Consider the following 18,329-nt stretch of genomic DNA (forward strand, 5'->3'; position numbering starts at 1 on the left):
ACTATTCGGCCTTCACCACATTGGCGTTGATGCCGTCCTGTTTCAACTGAGCACGGATGCGGTCCACCTCATCCTGGCGGACGAGCGGCCCCACTCGCACCCGGTGCACCATGCCCTTGTCCGGCACATTGACGGACTGGATCTTGGCCTCCACTCCCAACAACGCCAGTTTGGCTTTCAGGTTGTCCGCATCGTCCTGGTTCTGGAATGCGCCCAACTGCAGATAAACTTTTTTGGCAGGCGTCGAGGGGGAAGGTTCCGCAGCGCGGTTGCCTTTGGCATCGGACGTCACCGCGTCCACCTGGCCAGGCAGAATCTTGTAGAAATCGAAGCGCTGGTCGTCTTTTGCGCTTTTGGCTTGCGCGGCCGGCTTCGGCTTGGCCTCATGCGCAACCGCCGGCGGCGGCAGAGGCACGGTGTCGGTGGAGTCCAGCGTCGCCTGCGGCGGCTGTTGCTGCGCAGCCGGCGGCGTGGTCGGCGCAGTGGCGGAAGCGGCATCGGAAATGCGGGTTCCCGGCGCCAAAAGTTCGGTCGGCGCCTGCGAGGCGGCGTCCGGCTTGTGTTCGCCCTTGGCCTGGAACGGCGCCGGCGAACGATTGAGATACATTGCCAATCCCACCGCCACCGCCACACCAACGATCAGGCCGATGATGATGCCCGCCATCATGCCGCCGCCGCCGCTGCGCGACGAAGACGAATTGCTGCGTCCACGCGAGGGACGGGGGGAGTTTTTCAGATCTCGATTAGCCATTCACCACTACCGCTATGTCAAACGGACGGCAAGCATGCCATCCGGGTTGGATTGAGAATTCTATCAGGCATTGCCCTGCATCACGCGCCGGAGCTGAATCGCCTGCAATACATGGTTACGGCCTATCTTCGCCTCGCCCTGCAAATCGGCGATGGTGCGCGAAACCCGCAGTATCCGATGATACGCGCGCGCCGACAAGCCAAGCTGCTGCAAGGCCTTGCCCAGCACGGCCAGAGCGTCCGCATCGGCCTGGCAATGCTGTTCCAGCGGCAGCCCCTGCAAAGCCGAGTTCAAGCCGCCCTGGCGCTCCAGCTGACATTGTCTGGCCGCATGCACCCTGGCCCGCACCCGCTCGCTGTTTTCGCCCGGACTCGCCGACTGCAGTTCCGCCGCGCTCAATGCCGGCACCTCGACATGCAGATCTATCCGGTCCAGCAAGGGACCGGAGATTTTACCCCGATATCGCCCCACCTGCTCGGGCGTGCACTGGCAACGGCCCGAAGGATGGCCATGGTAACCGCAGGGGCAGGGATTCATCGCCGCCACCAGCTGGAACCGGGCCGGGAAACTGGCCTGGCGCGCCGCGCGCGAGATATGGATCACGCCGCTCTCCATCGGTTCGCGCAACACCTCCAGCACCCGGCGGTCAAATTCCGGCAGCTCGTCGAGAAACAGCACGCCATGATGCGCCAGGCTGATCTCACCGGGCCTGGGGTCGCTGCCGCCGCCCACCAGCGCCACCGCCGACGCGGTGTGGTGCGGGGCCCGGAACGGCCGCACCCGCCACCTGGCCGCGAGAAAACCCTGCGACCCCAACGACAGCAGCGCAGCGGACTCCAGCGCCTCCTGCTCCGACAAGGGCGGCAGCAGGCCGGGCAGCCGCGCGGCCAACATCGACTTGCCGGTGCCGGGAGGCCCCATCAATAGCAGGCTGTGGCCCCCCGCCGCCGCAATTTCCAGCGCACCGCGGGCAACCGTCTGGCCTTTGACATCCTGAAGATCGGGATAGTTCGGCCAATCGCGCCCGCCATCCGCGACGAAGGGCTGCAAGGGCTGCAGGCCGTTGAGAAAGGCGCAGGCCTCAAGCAAGGACTGCACGGCGTAGATGCTGGCGTCCGCCAGCACCGCCGCCTCGACCGCGCTGGCCGCCGGCAGGATGAAGGCGCGCCCCGCTGCATGGCACTGGCAAGCCATCGCCAACGCGCCGCGCACCGGCCTCAAGGCGCCGCTCAACGCCAGCTCGCCGGCAAACTCGTAACGGGAAATGTCCGGGTTCTGCACCTGGCCCGAAGCCAGCAGGATGCCGATGGCGATGGGCAGGTCGAAGCGGCCGGAATCCTTGGGCAGATCCGCCGGCGCAAGATTGACGGTGATCTTGCGGGCGGGGAATTCAAAGCCGGAAGTCAGGATGGCCGCGCGCACGCGGTCGCGGCTTTCCTTCACCTCGGTATCGGGCAGACCAACGATATTGAAGGCCGGCAGCCCATTGGCGAGGTGCACCTCGACGGCAACCTCCGGGGCATCCAGCCCGGACAGGGCCCTGCTCGCCACCAGCGCCAGCGTCATGACGGCTCAGGAGTGGCCGAGTTCCGACTGCTCCTCCACGCGGGCCGCGGCCTCGTTGGGGAAGGCCGCCGCTTCCACCCTGGCCAAGCGGGCCTCCAGCGCGGCCAGTTGTTCGCGGGTGCGGGCCAGCACCGCCTGCTGGACATCGAATTCTTCGCGCGTCACCAAATCCATCCTGGAAAAGGTGGAAGCCATCATGGCCTTCACGTTCTTTTCCAGATCCTTGGCCGGGCTGGCGGCGATGGTTTCGCTGATCTTGGCGCTGATTTCTTCAAACAGTTTCTGGCTCAACATGGTGATCACTCCTGCGTGTGTCGTAACTTAAAGCGAGTGTAGCAAAAAGCCGCGCGCGGCTCGCGCTTTCCTGTCCCCATGGGCATCCTCGTCCCATACCACTTGTCTGCCGGACATCGCCACCGCACCCCTCCGGCATGGCGCAGCGCAGCATCGCACCAAAACAGTGCAGATTAAACAGGCAATGCGCACAAGGAAAGTGCCTGAATGGCCAGAGCAGTCCATTTTGCAGTGCACCACAATTCAGAGAACGCCCGCCAGGCCCTGGCACGATTCATGCGTATCCGTGATGCAGCCAATGTTGTCCCTCACTTGATCGTCCGAGAAGGAACCGCCATGAAACTCGTTACCGCCGTGATCAAGCCATTCAAGCTTGACGAAGTCCGAGAAGCCCTGTCCGCCATCGGCGTGCAAGGCATCACCGTATCCGAGGTAAAGGGCTTTGGCCGCCAGAAAGGCCATACCGAACTCTATCGCGGCGCGGAGTACGTCGTGGACTTCCTGCCCAAGGTGAAGCTGGAAATCGCCATCGACGACGCCCTGCTCGATCAGGTGGTGGAAGCCATCGAGAAGTCCGCCCGCACCGGCAAGATCGGCGATGGCAAGATCTTCGTCTATGAGCTGGAACAGGTGATCCGCATCCGCACCGGGGAAACCGGCGCCGACGCGGTCTGAACCGTCTGCAAACTGGGGAAACCATAATGAAAAAGACACTCGCTGCAATGACTTCCGGCCTTGCCGCCCTGTCGCTGCCCGCTCTGGCCGATGCGCCGGCCGGCCCAGCGGTGGCCGCGGTCAAGGTGATCAACTCCGGCGATACCGCCTGGATGCTGACCTCCACCGCCCTGGTGCTGTTCATGACCATTCCCGGCCTGGCGCTTTTCTACGGCGGCATGGTGCGCAAGAAGAATGTGCTGGCCACGCTGATGCAAAGCTTCGCAATCACCGCCCTGGTCACCATCCTGTGGACCGTGATCGGCTACAGCCTGGCCTTTACCGTCGGCACGCCCTATATCGGCGACCTCTCCCGCTTCATGCTGGACGGCATGGTATTCATGAAGGATGCCGGCAAGCTGGCGGTGCACCCGCTGGCGGGCACCATCCCGGAATCGGTGTTCATGACCTTCCAGATGACCTTCGCCATCATCACGCCGGCGCTGATCACCGGCGCCTTCGCCGAGCGGATGAAGTTCTCGGCGATGCTGATCTTCATGGCGCTGTGGTCGCTGCTGGTCTACGTGCCGGTGGCGCACTGGGTTTGGGCGCCCGGCGGCTGGATGGGCGACAAGGGCGTGCTGGACTTCGCCGGCGGCACCGTGGTTCACATCAATGCCGGCGTGGCCGGCCTGGTGACCGCGCTGGTGCTGGGCAAACGCGTGGGTTTCGGCAAGGAAGCGATGCCTCCGCATAACCTGATCCTGACCCTGGTCGGCGCCTCCATGCTGTGGGTGGGCTGGTTCGGCTTCAACGCCGGTTCCGCCGGCGCCGCCGACGGTCGCGCCGGCATGGCGATGGTCACCACCCAGGTCGCCACCGCGATGGCTGCGCTGGCCTGGATGTTCGCCGAATGGATCACCAAGAAGAAGCCTTCGGTATTGGGCATCGCTTCCGGCGCGGTAGCCGGCCTGGTGGCCATCACGCCGGCCGCGGGCTTCGTCGACGTCAAGGGCGCTCTGATCATCGGCCTGGCCGCCGGCGTGGTGTGCTTCTGGGGCGCCACCGGCCTGAAACACATGCTGGGCTATGACGACTCGCTGGACGCCTTCGGAGTGCACGGCGTCGGCGGCATCCTGGGCGCGTTGCTGACCGGCGTGTTCGCAGTGAAGGACATCGGCGGCGCCGACGGCAGCCTGGCCACCCAGGCATTGGGCGTCGGCGTCACCATCGTCTACTGCGGCGTCGTCACCTTCATCCTGCTGAAACTGGTGAATCTGGCGGTCGGCCTGCGCGTGGCGGAAGACGAAGAACGCGAAGGACTGGACGTGGTGCTGCACGGCGAGCGGGTGGAATAAGCCGCCGGCAGAGCAACGATTGTTGTGTAAGGGACTTGCGGGGCACTTGTGCCCCGTTTTTTTTGCGGATCGCACAAGAAAAAACCGGCGCGGCGGCCGGTTTGACTGGTGACGGATGCAGGCTTACTTGACGATGCGCAGGCTGGGGCGGCCGCTGGGGCGGTTCGGCCCCGGATCGTCGCCTTCCGGAGCCGGCTGGCCGTCGGCCTCCGCCGGCTTGGAGCCGGACTCGACCTCGGCGACCGGCTCGACATCGAAACCCATTCCTTCACCGGTTTCCCTGGCGAAAATCGACATCACATTGCCGATCGGCACCCAGATGTCGCGCGACACGCCGCCGAAGCGGGCCGAGAACGACAGCCAGTCGTTGTCGATGCGCAGGTTCTTGGTGGCGCCGTCGGCGATATTCAGCACGATCTCGTTGTTCTTTACGTACTCGAGCGGCACATCGGTACGGTCATTGACCCACACCACGACGTAGGGGGTATAGCCGTTGTCGCCGCACCACTGGTGCAGCGCGCGGATCATGTACGGCTTGGTGCTGGAGCTCATCGCGTCACCTTACTTGCGCATGGCCTTTTCGGACGGAGTCAGCGAGTCGATGAAGGACTGGCGCTGGAAAATGCGTTCGGCGTATTTCAGGATAGGCGCAGCGCTCTTGCCCAGATCGATGTTGTAGTGCTCCAGGCGCCACATCAGCGGGGCGATGGCCACGTCTATCATCGAGAAGTCGTCGCCCAGCATGAATTTCTGCTTGGAGAAGATGGGGGCGATGGTGGTCAGGCCGTCGCGGATCGCTTCGCGCGCCTTGGTGGCTTCCTTGCCGGTAGCGCCGGCTTCCAGCGTCTTCACGTAAATGAACAGCTCGTTCTCGAAACGATGCAGGAACAGGCGGGCGCGAGCGCGCATCACCGGATCGGCCGGCATCAGCTGCGGGTGGGGGAAGCGCTCGTCGATGTATTCGTTGATGATGTTGGATTCGTGCAGGATCAGATCGCGCTCCACCAGAACCGGCACTTCGTTGTACGGGTTCATCACAGCCAGATCTTCCGGCTTGTTATGGATATCCACATCGATGATTTCGAAATCCATGCCCTTCTCGAAGAGCACGATACGGCAGCGCTGACTGAACGGGCAGGTGATTCCGGAGTAGAGGGTCATCATGGCGGAAATAATCCTTGACTAACATTGAATTGATGTAGCAGCGCATTCTAGCACCTTCCCGCCCCCATTTGCCAGCATTTCAATACAACATCATGATTATAAAAGAAAAAAAGGCGGAATCGCTTCCGCCTTTCTCATTCGATCGCAACCGGCTCAATGCACGTCGCGCCAGTACTCCTTCTTCAACAGGTAGACCAGCGGGAACAGCAGCAGGCCCAGGAACATCAGCACCACATAGCCGATCTGCTGGCGCTGCACCTGCGCCGGCTCGCCCATGAACACCAGGAAGTTGGTCAGATCGGTCATCCGCCTGTCGTACTCCACGGTATTGGCCTTGCCGTTCTCCAGCTTGGTCAGCGTGCCGGCCTTGACCAGCTGCAGCTTGTGCACCTCGTTGCCTTCCGCGTCCTTCTCGGTCTTCAACTGCTGCTCGCCCTGCCATTCCCAGAAGATGTGCGGCATGCCTACCTTGTCGAACACCAGATTGTTCCAGCCGGTGGGGCGGGTAGGATCGCGATAGAAGCCGCGCAGATAGCTGTACAGATAGTCGGCGCCGCGCGAGCGGGCGATCAGCGACAGATCGGGCGGGGTGGCGCCGAACCAGGCCTTGGCGTCCTTCTTGTCCATTGAGATGTTCATCTGGTCGCCGATCTTGGCGCCTTCCGGCAGCAGGTTGGCCTTGATCTGCTCTTCCGTGAGGCCGATGTCCTCCAGCCGGTTGTAGCGCAACATGCTGGCCGAATGGCAGGACAGGCAGTAGTTGACGAAGATCTGCGCGCCGCGCTGCAGGCTTTCGGTGTCCTGGATATTGATGTCGGCCTTATCCAGCGCGGGGCCGCCCTCGTTGGCCAGCGCGGGGGCCGCAAAGGGCAGCATCAGCGCCAGGGCCGCGATCAGGTGACGGATTTTGTTTTTCATGAGTCCTTTCCCCTTGCTTACACGTTCATGGCGAACAGCGCCGCCAGGAACACGGTCAACAACACCAGCACCACGAACTGGATCTGCCGCTTGGCATTGGTGTCGGTGACGCGGTCCGGCACCGGAATGCTGCCGATATCGTTCTTGGTGTAGAACGGCATGCCCAGGAAAAAGGCGAAATAGACCGCCGACAATATCTGCGAAATCATCGTGCGCACAGCGGTCGGCGGCATCGCGCCGAGAATGCCCAGACCGATGAAGGCGACGATGAATAGCACCAACGCCACCTTGAACTTGGGGCCGCGGTAGCGGATGGACTTGATCGGCGAACGGTCCAGCCACGGCAGGAAGGCGATCAGCACCACCGCCGCGCCCATCGCCAGCACGCCCCACACCTGGGTGCCGGCAAACGACGGAATGGCGCGCAGGATGGCGTAGAACGGCGTGAAGTACCATACCGGCGCGATGTGCGGCGGCGTCTTCAGCGGATCCGCCTGGTCGAAGTTGGGGTGCTCCAGGAAGTAGCCGCCCATTTCCGGCAGGAAGAACACGATGGCGGAGAACACGATCATGAACACCACCACACCCAGAATGTCCTTGATCGAGTAGTACGGATGGGAGTAGATGCCGTCCAGATACAAGCCGGTGTCCGGGTCCTTCGGCTGCTGCTTGATCTCGACGCCGTCAGGATTGTTGGAGCCCACTTCGTGCAGCGCCATCAGGTGGGCGACCACCAGCGCCAACAGCACCAGCGGCACCGCAATCACATGCAGCGCGAAGAAGCGGTTCAACGTGGCGTCCGACACCACGAAGTCGCCGCGAATCCATAGCGACAAATCCGGTCCGATCACCGGGATGGAGCCGAACAGGTTGACGATCACCTGCGCGCCCCAGAACGACATCTGTCCCCAGGGCAGCAGGTAGCCCATGAAGGCCTCTGCCATCAGGCACAGGAAGATCAGCGTGCCGAACACCCACACCAACTCGCGCGGCTGCTTGTAAGAGCCGTAGATCAGGCCGCGGAACATGTGCAGATACACCACCACGAAGAACATCGAGGCGCCGGTGGAGTGCATGTAGCGAATGATCCAGCCGCCGGCCACGTCGCGCATGATGTATTCGACCGAGGCGAAGGCCACCGGGATGCCGGCGCCGTTCAGCGTGGCGTCCGGCTTGTAGTTCATGGTGAGGAAGATTCCGGTGACGATCTGCAGCACCAGCACCAGCATCGCCAGCGAACCGAAGAAGTACCAGAAATTGAAATTCTTGGGGGCGACATACTTGCCCCATTGGCTTTCCCACAGGGCTGTCAGCGGAAAACGCTCGTCCACCCAGTTGAGCAGCTTTTGTGCTTTGTTCATTTTTCGCCCTCAGCTTATTTGTCGTCGCCAATCAGCAGGCGGGTGTCGGACATATATTTGTGCGGGGGAATTTCCAGGTTCTTCGGAGCCGGCACTCCCTTGAATACCCGGGCGGCGAGGTCGAACTTGGAACCATGACAGGGGCAGTAGAAGCCGCCCAGCCACTCCGGCCCCAGATCCGCGGGCGCGAGATCGGGCCGGAAGGTTGGCGAACAGCCAAGATGGGTGCAGATGCCTACAGCCACCAGATATTCGGGTTTGATCGAGCGGTGCTCGTTCTGGCAGTACTTCGGTTGCTGGTCCACTTCCGACTGCGGGTCGACCAGCTTGGGGTCGTTCTTCGGCAGGTTTTTCAACTGCTCCGGCGTGCGGTTGAGAATCCACACCGGCTTGCCGCGCCATTCGACATTGATCTTCTGCCCCGCCTCGATCTTGCCTATGTCGACTTCGACCGGCGCGCCGGCGGCTTTGGCCCGCTCGGACGGGAAGAAACTCAGGAAAAATGGCGTAGCCGCGCCGACCACCGCAACACCCCCAACAGCGCTGGAAGCGATCGTCAAAAACCGACGGCGCCCCGTATCGACTTGCTGTTCACTCATTACAGTCATCCTCAATCGTGGAAATCGAGCCCTAAACCGCCAGATTTTACCCGATTACTAGTAGGGACTTGAAGCTTCTATGCAAATAAATTGACCTTGACGCCAGCAAGATGCTTAAACAGGATTGAAGACGTCAATAAATTCGACGTTTATGCCAGAGACCTGCATCAAACGCTCGCCCAGCGCCTTGATCCCAAAGCGTTCCGTGGCATGATGTCCCGCTGCGATAAATGCGACATCGCTCTCCATCGCCATGTGGTAATTCTGTTCGGATGCCTCGCCGGTAATGAAGGCATCCACCCCGAGCGCGACGGCATCGGCGAAGAAACCCTGCGCGCCGCCGGTGCACCAGGCGACCTTGCGCACCGGCTTGTACGGCCGCCCCAGCAACTGCGCCGCCCTCCCCAGCCTGGCGGAAACGTGGCCGGCAAACGCCTGCGCATCGCCCGCGCCGGTCCAGTCGCCATGCCACAGCAGGCCCTGCTCTCCCGCCTGCCCTTGCGCCGCCAGCCCCAGCGCCTGGCCCAGACAGGCGTTGTTGCCCAGTTCCAGATGCCCGTCCAGCGGCAGATGGTAGGCCAACAGGCTGATGTCATGCTGCAGCAGGGTGCGGATTCTTTGCTTCTTCATGCCGCAAATGCGCGCGTCCTCGCCTTTCCAGAAATAGCCGTGGTGCACCAAGATGGCGTCGGCACCCCGCGCCGCCGCGGCATCGATCAAGGCCTGCGACGCCGTCACGCCGGTCACCACTTTGCCCACCTCGGCCCGCCCCTCCACCTGCAAGCCATTGGGCGCGTAGTCCTTGTAGCGCCACGGCTCCAGCCAGCCATCCAGCAAACCCTGCATTTCGCTCAACAACATTTTTCTCTCCTTTCAATATCAGCTATTCAGCTTATTTTGCCAGACGCATGCGACATTCAAGCCGAAAAAACAAAAACCCCGCCGAAGCGGGGTTTGCTATTCAAGCCTGGAAGGCTGGGCTTACATCATGCCGCCCATGCCGCCCATGCCACCCATGTCCGGCATGCCGCCAGCAGCCGGCTTGTCTTCCGGCAGCTCTGCGATCATGCAGTCGGTGGTCAGCATCAGGCCGGCTACCGAAGCCGCGTGCTGCAGCGCGGAGCGGGTCACCTTGGCCGGGTCCAGCACGCCCATTTCCAGCATGTCGCCGTATTCGCCGGTAGCAGCGTTGTAACCGAAGTTACCCTTGCCTTCCAGCACCTTGTTGACCACAACCGACGGCTCGTCGCCGGCGTTCTTGACGATCTGACGCAGCGGAGCCTCGATGGCGCGCAGCACGATCTTGACGCCAGCTTCTTGCTCGACGTTGTCGGTCTTCAGGTTTTCCAGCGAAGCACGGGCACGCAGCAGGGCTACGCCGCCGCCGGCAACCACGCCTTCTTCAACGGCGGCACGGGTCGCGTGCAGCGCGTCTTCAACGCGGGCCTTCTTCTCTTTCATTTCCACTTCGGTAGCCGCGCCAACCTTGATCACGGCAACACCGCCGGCCAGCTTGGCCACGCGCTCTTGCAGTTTTTCACGGTCGTAGTCGGAAGAAGCTTCTTCGATCTGCTTGCGGATTTCACCCACGCGCGACTGGATCACGGCAGCTTCGCCGGCGCCATCGATGATGATGGTGTTTTCCTTGCCCACTTCGATGCGCTTGGCTTGGCCCAGCATCTCCAGCGTGGCTTTTTCCAGGGTCAGGCCCAGCTCTTCAGCGATAACGGTACCACCAGTCAGCACGGCGATATCCTGCAGCATGGCCTTGCGACGGTCGCCAAAGCCCGGAGCCTTGACCGCAACCACCTTCAGGATGCCGCGGATGGTGTTGACCACCAGGGTAGCCAGCGCTTCGCCTTCGACGTCTTCGGCGATGATCAGCAGCGGGCGGCCCGACTTGGCCACTTGCTCCAGTACCGGCAGCAGGTCGCGGATGTTGGAAATCTTCTTGTCGAACAGCAGCACGAAGGGATTGTCCAGCGCGGCAATCTGCTTGTCCTGATTGTTGATGAAGTACGGGGACAGGTAGCCGCGGTCGAACTGCATGCCTTCTACCACGTCCAGCTCGTTGTTCAGGCTCTTGCCGTCTTCAACGGTGATCACGCCTTCCTTGCCGACCTTTTCCATCGCATTGGCGATGATTTCGCCGATGTCGGCGTCGGAGTTGGCGGAAATGGAGCCTACTTGGGCGATTTCCTTGGAAGTCGCGCACGGCTTGGCGATCTTGGCGATCTCGCCTACCAGCGAAATCACGGCCTTGTCGATGCCGCGCTTCAGGTCCATCGGATTCATGCCGGCGGCAACATACTTCATGCCTTCCTGCACGATGGCCTGAGCCAGCACAGTAGCGGTGGTCGTGCCGTCGCCGGCCACGTCGGAAGTCTTGGAAGCCACTTCCTTCACCATCTGCGCGCCCATGTTCTCGAACTTGTCCTTCAGTTCGATTTCCTTGGCAACAGACACGCCGTCCTTGGTGATGGTCGGCGCGCCGAAGGAGCGGTCCAGTACCACGTTGCGGCCTTTCGGGCCCAGGGTCACTTTGACGGCATCCGCCAGAACATTGACACCGGCAACCATCTTGGCACGAGCGGAATCACCAAATTTAACGTCTTTAGCAGCCATTCTTTAACTCTCCAGAATTCTGTAATGTGAAGTGCAGGTAAGGGTCGGATTACTCGACGATGCCCATTACGTCTTCCTCGCGCATCACGAGGACTTCATCGCCGTCGACCTTGACGGTCTGACCGGAGTACTTGCCAAAAATCACTTTGTCGCCAACCTTCAGCTCCAACGAACGGCGTTCGCCATTCTCCAGGATCTTGCCGTTGCCGACGGCCAGAACCTCGCCCATGTCCGGCTTCTCAGCCGCGCTGCCCGGCAGAACGATGCCGGAAGCGGTCTTTTCTTCAGCCTCGAGGCGCTTGATAACAACACGGTCGTGCAGGGGACGGATTGCCATTAGATCTCTCCTAATGCAGTAGCTGTTTGAGAGTTGAAAACCAGAATATTCAGGTTGCACACGAGAGGTTTAGCACTCGTGGCTTGCGAGTGCTAATAATAGGGACGACACCGAGGCTTTTCAAGAGGGGCAGCACCCCTCTTGACAAAAGATCAGCGGGAGGAGGTAGAGCGGCGCAGCACCAGCCAGCGCGGCGTACGGAAGCGGATGATCATCCGGTACAGCGAAACGTACGCTACAGTGAACAACAGGCAGAAGCCCATCAGCACATAGGTGTGGCGCCAGAACAGCATCGCGGGGACCACCGAGATGCAGGACAGCGCCCACAGATAGGGCGAAGTCAGGCTGTTGCGTAAAGTCAGATGCCCCGCGTCCTTGGAACCCACCATCCAGCGGACAAGGCGCTTGTAGACCAGCATATGCAGATGCAGGCCGTCCGGCATGCCAGGCGATATCCCGCGCAGGAATTTCTTGCGATAGATCGAATACAGCGTTTCGAACACCGGATAAATCACGCAAAGCAAAGGAAACCATGGCGAAACTTGCGGATGCCTGCCCACCAACAGCACCGCGACCTCCGCAATCATGAAGCCCAGCAGATACGCGCCGCCATCGCCGGCAAAAATCAGCCCGCGCGGGAAATTCCAGAACAAGAATCCAGACAGCGCTCCGATCATCGCGAAGCAGACGCCCAGCAACATCACGTCCTGAACTTTGAATGCCACATAAGCCATGGCAAGGAAAATAAAAACAGCCACCACACCGGACAGTCCATTGTATCCATCAATGATATTCACCGCGTGGGCCACTCCCCCAACGGCAATCACCGTGAATAAAAAGGAAACCAAGGGGACATTAACCAAAAAACTATCAATGAAAGGAATATCTACCCGATGCAAGCCAGCCCCAAGAACAAAATAGCCCAAACCGGCAGCGGCAAAAGTAGCGAATAGACGAGGCAGCGGCCCCACCTTCTTAGTCATGTCCTCAACCAAACCGGCAATGAAAGCTGGCACTCCCACCCAAAAAAATAGCAATGCCCTTCCTTCATCCAACGACCAGGCCAATACACCACAACCAGCCAGTAATCCTGCCGCCAACGGCAGTCCTCCAACTCTGGGCACTGGAAGTGCATGAAATTTCTGCACGCCACCAAGGTCGTGATCCAGTGTAAAACGCTCATGCAGATGGCTGAAATGAATCAGGAACATCGCAACAAACAGTGACAGAAAAGTTGAAATTATCAGGATTTTCAGCATAATTCCCGCCAACTGGTTTGATTGAGAAAGCCACGATAGGCAGCTACCTAGGCGGCCACTACCCAAGCGCTAACGCAAAAGCTGTTCAAGCTCAGATTTGTGCGGCATGGCTACCCTTCCCACCTCAATACATATGGCCTGCATCACAGCCATGCACGCAGGACCATTCAAACCACAAACTCCAGACCAGAGTGGAAAACACAATCATCAAAGCATGAAAAATTCACAACAACACAACTTACCAGCATGTCAGATGCACGTTTTTCAATATAGTCCAAGTAAAATTTCTTAAATACGATTTCTTACTCATACCGTATGAACGATCGTCCTTTCATGTTGAAAACTGACAAGAAGATCAGCCTCACCGATCGACCCACCATGCCAGTTTGAAATAAAAAATCACCAGAAAACAACACAAAACAATCAAAAAATCACATAAACTTAAAAAATCTAGAAATTCAATGCCACATCCAGACCAAACCACAGTAGAAACGACCGCTGCCTTCACAAAATATTGCACGCACCTAAAGTAAAATGACAAAGACCTGTACATAAAATTCTTACTTGATGATGTACCATAAAAATCCATCCAAAATAGTTATCAACCGGTAATTTCCACAACTCCACGGAGAGAAACCACATGGCCAAAATTGGCTTATCTGAAAAACAGACTATAATTACTCGGCCCTATAGAGCTAGATAATAGCCAAAATAGATTCAGCTACGCACCAAGATAATTCAATATAAAATTAAAACAATTCAGTCACTCTTGCAGCATGCAACTGTTTTGTTTTAACCCAACGCCGCCGCAAAAAAGAAATAACTATCTTCAAGATAGCACCAGTCTGGCGGCAGCTAATTTCATTCGCTTCACGCCAACCTAAACATGTATTGCATTTGAAAAAACGAGCAGCTTATACAGCGATTTTTGCCGTGCCACATTGATCATACATGATGGCTTACAATTAAGATTTAGCATGCAAATTAACCATATCAAACTGGCATTCAAACATATGCAAAAAGTTAGTGATCCAAATTAATTCACAGCACGCCAGAGCTTTGAAAAACTCCTCAATCGACAATCATCAAGCTTAGCATCTGACTAGGCAAGATGACTGAAAACCGAAATAAAAAACAAGCCAACTCATCGACACATCGCAAACCTGCACATTAAAAAATCGGCGCAAAGCAATAATAAAAACCAGAAAAACTGGTGCCGGCACGGAAAATTCCAGCAGGTGTTGCTATAGAAAACTAGAAATCACGAAACTAGGAATCACTACGATTATCAACAAATCGTTTCGACACAGGAAAATTGCACTGGCAAACAAATCATAGTCTACTGAAAAATAGTCAGCCATTTGAAAACACCGGACCTTGGCTAGTGCAAGAGGAAACCTTGATTTTTTCACAAGCAGACCATACTAGCGCAGCCTTACACAATACATAGCAGCAGCTGTTAATCAGCATTGCCGAATAAACCAAACCCTACTTCTGCAGAAACATGATACGAAACCTCTAGCAGCAACCACGATCAAGCTATTACACATTCAGGTCTTAAAGACAGGCACTATCCAATCATCGAGAACAAGATTTACAAAGCAAATTGCATAGTTGATGCTATAAATTTAACTAGGTAGCTGTGCTTACGTCCCACGATGCCGCAGGTTCACCACCGCCATGTTTGGAGGATAAACCGGACAGGGACTGTCTCATCGACGGGTCATGACGGCGACAGTTACGATACAGCTACTGGACGCAAATATAACGGGCAGGTCCCGACGATCTGTTGCCCCAAGAGGCAACAAAACCAAGATTTGGATTCTTGTATATGACACAGGGGGATTTTCAGCCATGCCGATCAGCCACGCCCATTCTTCGACAGGATGCTCGAAGACTCTCTACTCATGCCCAAAAATCATGCATGGGCTATCATTCGGTTTCGATGCAAATTGTTACCGCCCACTGACAATTGACATCCGACCCCATCCTGTCTTGCCCGACCCCAAGGCTGCCGACACAAACGCTCAAGCAACCACGCGTTGGCCTTCATTCCCTATTTGGAGCGGACCACCTCAGCCAGTCATACTGCGAGGCTCCGGGCTGTTGCATTGACAAGATGAAAAACGCAAGCACTAATCAACATACGGTTCAACCAACCTTAGTCCATCCGTCTCTTGCAAAATTTGCCGAGGAGGAAATATTGAAATGAAAGCCGTTATTCTTGCAGGCGGACTAGGTACCCGCATCAGTGAAGAAACCGCCGGCCGGCCCAAGCCAATGGTGGAAATCGGCGGCAAACCCATCCTATGGCACATCATGAAAATCTATTCCCACTACGGAATAAATGACTTCATCATTTGCTGCGGCTACAAGGGCTACGTCATCAAGGAGTATTTCGCCAACTACTTCCTGCACATGTCGGATGTCACCTTCGACATGTCGAACAACTTCATGGAGGTGCACCAACGCTATGCTGAACCATGGCGCGTCACTCTAGTGGATACCGGCGAGCACACGATGACTGGCGGACGGCTGAAGCGGGTGAAGAAATATCTGCAAAACGAGGACGCGTTCTGCTTCACCTATGGCGATGGGGTCGCGGACATCCATATCGGTCGCTTGATCGATTTTCATAAAACCTACGGTGCCAGCGCCACCCTGGCGGCGGTCCACCCCCCCGCCCGTTTCGGAGTGCTGGATATCAAGGACAATCTGGTCTCGACCTTCCAGGAGAAGCCGAAAGGCGATGGCGGCATGATCAACGGCGGCTTCTTCGTGCTGTCGCCGTCGGTCATCGACCTGATCCAGGATGACTCCACCGTGTGGGAGCGGGAGCCGTTGGAATCGCTGGCCCGAAATGGCCAGTTGACTTCCTTCGCCCATGACGGTTTCTGGCAGCCGATGGACACCCTGCGCGACAAACAGCATCTGGAAGATCTGTGGAAAACCGGCCAAGCTCCGTGGAAAGTATGGGAATGAACAGTAATTTCTGGAAAAACAAACGGGTATTTCTTACCGGGCACACCGGCTTCAAAGGTAGTTGGCTGACCCTGTGGCTGCAATCGCTCGGCGCCGAGATCACCGGCTACTCGCTGGAGCCCGCCACCGAACCCAATTTGTTCAGCATCGCCGGGGTGGCCGAAGCCATGCAGGCCTCGGTCATCGCCGACATCCGCGACCTTGACCGTTTGCGCGCGGAAATGGACCGCGCCCGGCCGGATATCGTGTTCCACTTGGCGGCGCAAGCGCTGGTGCGCCGCTCCTACGTCGACCCGGTGGGCACCTACGCCGCCAATGTAATGGGCACCGTCAATCTGCTTGAGGCGGTGCGGACAACGTCATCAGTGCGCGCCGTGGTATGCGTCACCAGCGACAAGTGCTATGAAAACCGCGAATGGCCATGGGCATATCGCGAGAACGAGGCGATGGGAGGTTACGACCCATACAGCAGCAGCAAGGGCTGCGCGGAGCTAGTGGCAAACGCTTACCGCAACTCGTTCTTCAATCAGGCCAGCCATCCGCGACATGGCGTGGCGCTGGCCACCGCCCGGGCCGGTAATGTCATCGGCGGCGGCGACTGGGCGCAAGACAGGCTGATTCCGGACTTCATCCGCGCCATCGCCGCCGGCGAAGCGCTGGTCATCCGCAATCCGGAAGCCATCCGGCCATGGCAACATGTGCTGGAACCACTGGCCGGTTACCTGCTGCTGGCGGAAAAGCTGCACCAGCAAGGGCAAGATTTCGCTAGCGGCTGGAATTTCGGCCCTTACGAGCGCGATGCCCGCCCGGTGGAGTGGATCGCCGCGCAACTGACTCGGCAATGGGGCCAAGGCAGCGGCTACCAGGTACAGCGCGATGCCAACAGCGCCCACGAAGCGCACTACCTGCGGCTGGATTGCGCCAAAGCCAGGCAGGGCCTGGGCTGGCAGCCGCGCTGGTCGTTGCGGGACACCCTGCAGCGCATTTGCGACTGGCATCGGCAACACCTGGCCGACGCCGACATGCGCTCGGTCTGCCTGCAACAGATCCATGCCTATCAGGAAACCGCCACCGCGGAATGACACGATATATTCCGCGCGCCGCGCCAACGGCGCGCGTCTTCACCGAATTTGGATGAGATATGGAAAAAACCCAACAACTTCGCCAACAAATTGCCCAGTTGGTCGCCGAGTACGCGGAAATCGCGCTGGCCCCCAAGCCATTCGTCCCCGGCCAGACCGTAATCCCGCCGTCCGGCAAGGTCATCGACTCGGCCGAGCTGCAACACATGGTTGAAGCGTCTCTGGACGGCTGGCTCACCACCGGCCGCTTCAACACGCAGTTCGAGAAGCAGTTGGCCGACTTCCTCGGCGTCAAGCACCTGCTGACCACGAATTCCGGCTCCTCCGCCAATCTGCTGGCTTTCTCCGCGCTGACCTCGCCGCAACTGGGGGAACGCGCCATCCGCAAGGGCGACGAAGTGATAGGCGTGGCCGCCGGCTTCCCCACCACAGTCAATCCCATCATCCAGTTCGGCGCGGTGCCGGTGCTGGTCGATGTCGACATCCCCACCTACAACATCAAGGCCGAGCTGATCGAGTCGGCGATCACCAGCAAGACAAAGGCCATCATGCTGGCCCATACCCTTGGCAACCCGTACAACCTGCGGATAGTGCGCGACATCTGCAACCGGCACAATCTCTGGCTGATCGAGGATTGCTGCGACGCGCTGGGCTCCACCTACGATGGCCAGCTGGTCGGCAGCTTCGGCGACATCGGCACCCTCAGCTTCTACCCCGCACACCACATCACCATGGGAGAAGGCGGCGCGGTCTTCACCAACAACGATCAACTGAAAAAGATCATCGAATCCTTCCGCGACTGGGGTCGCGACTGCTACTGCGCCCCCGGCTGCGACAACACCTGCGGCAAACGCTTCAACTGGCAGCTGGGCAGCCTGCCGCACGGCTACGACCATAAATACACCTATAGCCACTTGGGCTACAACCTGAAGATCACCGATATGCAAGCCGCCTGCGCGCTGGCGCAGCTGGGCAAGCTGGAACACTTCATCGCCGCGCGGCGCAGCAATTTCGACTACCTCAGCGAGCGGCTGCGGTCCTGTGAGGAATTCATCATTCTTCCCAAAGCCACCGAGCACGCCAATCCCTCCTGGTTCGGCTTCCCCATCACCATCCGGCCGGATAGCGGCATCGAGCGGGTAGAGCTGCTCAAGTATCTGGACGAATACAAGATCGGCACCCGCCTGCTGTTCGCCGGCAACCTGACACGCCAGCCCTATATGCAGGGCCAGAACTATCGTGTGCACGGTGAGCTGGCCAATACCGACCTGATCATGAACCATACCTTCTGGATCGGCGTGCACCCGGGACTGACGCGCGACATGCTCGACTATGCAGTCGACAAGCTGGAAACCATCATCGGAGTGAATTTCTAAGGA

The 18,329-nt window shown here is 58.7% G+C and carries 17 protein-coding genes; 5 read left to right on the forward strand and 12 right to left on the reverse strand.

The genetic code is table 11. From position 1 onward, the window contains the following. Position 1: 1 nt before the first annotated feature. The 3 genes from BI344_RS06895 to BI344_RS06905 all read right to left on the reverse strand — a co-directional run bounded on the left by BI344_RS06895 (position 2) and on the right by BI344_RS06905 (position 2,611). The gene (locus BI344_RS06895) at positions 2-751 is read right to left on the reverse strand and encodes an SPOR domain-containing protein (RefSeq protein ID WP_071112243.1); all 750 of its coding nucleotides are present in this window, start codon (positions 749-751) and stop codon (positions 2-4) included. A 63-nt stretch (positions 752-814) separates the two neighbouring features. Further along, the gene (locus BI344_RS06900) at positions 815-2,317 is read right to left on the reverse strand and encodes a YifB family Mg chelatase-like AAA ATPase (protein WP_071112244.1); all 1,503 of its coding nucleotides are present in this window, start codon (positions 2,315-2,317) and stop codon (positions 815-817) included. A 6-nt stretch (positions 2,318-2,323) separates the two neighbouring features. Then, positions 2,324-2,611 carry an accessory factor UbiK family protein gene (locus tag BI344_RS06905; protein ID WP_071112245.1) on the reverse strand — a complete coding sequence of 96 codons (288 nt, stop codon included), beginning with the start codon at positions 2,609-2,611 and terminating at the stop codon, positions 2,324-2,326. 336 nt (positions 2,612-2,947) lie between these two features. Here BI344_RS06905 and glnK point away from each other — a divergent pair, with 336 nt between their 5' ends. After that, on the forward strand, positions 2,948-3,286 hold the full coding sequence (gene glnK, locus BI344_RS06910) for a P-II family nitrogen regulator (protein ID WP_071112246.1): 339 nt from the start codon (positions 2,948-2,950) through the stop codon (positions 3,284-3,286). 26 nt (positions 3,287-3,312) lie between these two features. Further along, positions 3,313-4,623 carry an ammonium transporter gene (locus tag BI344_RS06915; protein WP_071112247.1) on the forward strand — a complete coding sequence of 437 codons (1,311 nt, stop codon included), beginning with the start codon at positions 3,313-3,315 and terminating at the stop codon, positions 4,621-4,623. 123 nt (positions 4,624-4,746) lie between these two features. Here BI344_RS06915 and BI344_RS06920 read toward each other — a convergent pair whose 3' ends face one another. The 9 genes from BI344_RS06920 to BI344_RS06960 form a co-directional block, all read right to left on the reverse strand. After that, positions 4,747-5,175, reverse strand: a complete 429-nt coding sequence (locus tag BI344_RS06920) for a ClpXP protease specificity-enhancing factor (RefSeq protein ID WP_071112248.1) — start codon at positions 5,173-5,175, stop codon at positions 4,747-4,749. 9 nt (positions 5,176-5,184) lie between these two features. Beyond that, the gene (locus tag BI344_RS06925; protein WP_043579283.1) at positions 5,185-5,787 is read right to left on the reverse strand and encodes a glutathione S-transferase N-terminal domain-containing protein; all 603 of its coding nucleotides are present in this window, start codon (positions 5,785-5,787) and stop codon (positions 5,185-5,187) included. Between the two features lie 153 nt (positions 5,788-5,940). Next, positions 5,941-6,705, reverse strand: coding sequence for a cytochrome c1 (locus BI344_RS06930; protein ID WP_071112249.1), 765 nt, complete (start codon positions 6,703-6,705; stop codon positions 5,941-5,943). 17 nt (positions 6,706-6,722) lie between these two features. Continuing rightward, on the reverse strand, positions 6,723-8,066 hold the full coding sequence (locus tag BI344_RS06935) for a cytochrome b (RefSeq protein WP_071112250.1): 1,344 nt from the start codon (positions 8,064-8,066) through the stop codon (positions 6,723-6,725). A gap of 14 nt (positions 8,067-8,080) precedes the next feature. Then, positions 8,081-8,665 (reverse strand): ubiquinol-cytochrome c reductase iron-sulfur subunit, encoded by a 585-nt coding sequence (petA, locus tag BI344_RS06940; protein ID WP_071112251.1) that lies wholly within the window; start codon positions 8,663-8,665, stop codon positions 8,081-8,083. 114 nt (positions 8,666-8,779) lie between these two features. Beyond that, complete coding sequence (locus BI344_RS06945; RefSeq protein ID WP_071112252.1) at positions 8,780-9,526, reverse strand: Nif3-like dinuclear metal center hexameric protein; 747 nt, start codon at positions 9,524-9,526, stop codon at positions 8,780-8,782. Positions 9,527-9,646: 120 nt separating this feature from the next. Further along, positions 9,647-11,290 carry a chaperonin GroEL gene (groL, locus tag BI344_RS06950; RefSeq protein ID WP_071112253.1) on the reverse strand — a complete coding sequence of 548 codons (1,644 nt, stop codon included), beginning with the start codon at positions 11,288-11,290 and terminating at the stop codon, positions 9,647-9,649. A 49-nt stretch (positions 11,291-11,339) separates the two neighbouring features. After that, positions 11,340-11,627: a co-chaperone GroES gene (groES, locus tag BI344_RS06955; protein WP_071112254.1), complete on the reverse strand. Its 288-nt coding sequence runs from the start codon at positions 11,625-11,627 to the stop codon at positions 11,340-11,342. A 152-nt stretch (positions 11,628-11,779) separates the two neighbouring features. Continuing rightward, positions 11,780-12,886 (reverse strand): MraY family glycosyltransferase, encoded by a 1,107-nt coding sequence (locus BI344_RS06960; RefSeq protein ID WP_071112255.1) that lies wholly within the window; start codon positions 12,884-12,886, stop codon positions 11,780-11,782. Positions 12,887-15,094: 2,208 nt separating this feature from the next. On the opposite strand from BI344_RS06960, the gene rfbF reads away from it, so the two are divergent. From rfbF to rfbH, 3 genes are read left to right on the forward strand one after another with little or no spacing between them, the layout of a single operon-like run. Further along, positions 15,095-15,868, forward strand: a complete 774-nt coding sequence (rfbF, locus tag BI344_RS06965) for a glucose-1-phosphate cytidylyltransferase (RefSeq protein ID WP_071112256.1) — start codon at positions 15,095-15,097, stop codon at positions 15,866-15,868. Then, positions 15,865-16,950, forward strand: coding sequence for a CDP-glucose 4,6-dehydratase (gene rfbG / locus BI344_RS06970; protein WP_193430965.1), 1,086 nt, complete (start codon positions 15,865-15,867; stop codon positions 16,948-16,950). Before rfbF ends, rfbG begins: the two co-directional genes overlap by 4 nt. Positions 16,951-17,009: 59 nt before the next feature. After that, positions 17,010-18,326, forward strand: coding sequence for a lipopolysaccharide biosynthesis protein RfbH (gene rfbH, locus BI344_RS06975; RefSeq protein ID WP_071112258.1), 1,317 nt, complete (start codon positions 17,010-17,012; stop codon positions 18,324-18,326). The last annotated feature ends 3 nt before the right edge of the window (positions 18,327-18,329 follow it).

Source organism: Chromobacterium sphagni, assembly GCF_001855555.1.
GTDB lineage: Bacteria > Pseudomonadota > Gammaproteobacteria > Burkholderiales > Chromobacteriaceae > Chromobacterium > Chromobacterium sphagni.